This is a genomic window from Oribacterium sp. HCP28S3_H8 (assembly GCF_052064775.1).
Classification (GTDB): domain Bacteria; phylum Bacillota; class Clostridia; order Lachnospirales; family Lachnospiraceae; genus Oribacterium.
In genome coordinates this window covers 1-531 of record NZ_JBQHUZ010000037.1, presented here as the reverse complement: position 1 = coordinate 531, position 531 = coordinate 1, and the positions used below count along the sequence as shown (strand labels likewise).

The window sequence follows — 531 nt, the reverse complement described above, 5'->3', positions numbered from 1 at the left end:
GTATGCGGCGCAGTACGGCAAATGTGCTGTCACTGGGGAGACAATGGCTCCTCATGACATCCACTGTCACCATAAGCTGCCGGTCAGCAAAGGTGGAACCGATGAATATGCAAACCTGATTTTGATTAAGAAGGATGTGCATACCATAATCCATGCAACACAAGACCCAACAGTCGAGAGACTCCTGAAATTCCTTAATCTTGAACAAAAGCAACTTGTAAAACTTAATAAGCTTCGTGCATTGGCAGAAATGCCACCCATTATTCTTTGAATGAAATGCTGTAACGAAGTGTGTAAGTTGTGTGCTTCATGTCCCAAAACTACTGAATTCGATGGAACGCCGTGTGCGGCGAAAGCCGCACGCACGGTGTGGAGCGGGGGAAAATCCTGAGATAACTTCAAGGGATTACCTATCGCTATCCGGCGCGAATGCTCATGTACGGTAAGGAAGCAAGCAACCGAAAACAAGAGATAGACCGCCAGCACTACACTATTCCGAACCAAAGACCAAAAGATAAGCATTGTGGGAAA

Annotated in this window: 1 protein-coding gene; it reads left to right on the top strand. The window is 46.3% G+C overall.

The genetic code is table 11. The features are described 5' to 3' along the window. On the top strand, positions 1-271 hold a 271-nt coding region (locus ACTNEN_RS13365; protein WP_441206956.1), incomplete at its 5' end, for an HNH endonuclease signature motif containing protein. Positions 272-531 lie beyond the last annotated feature (260 nt).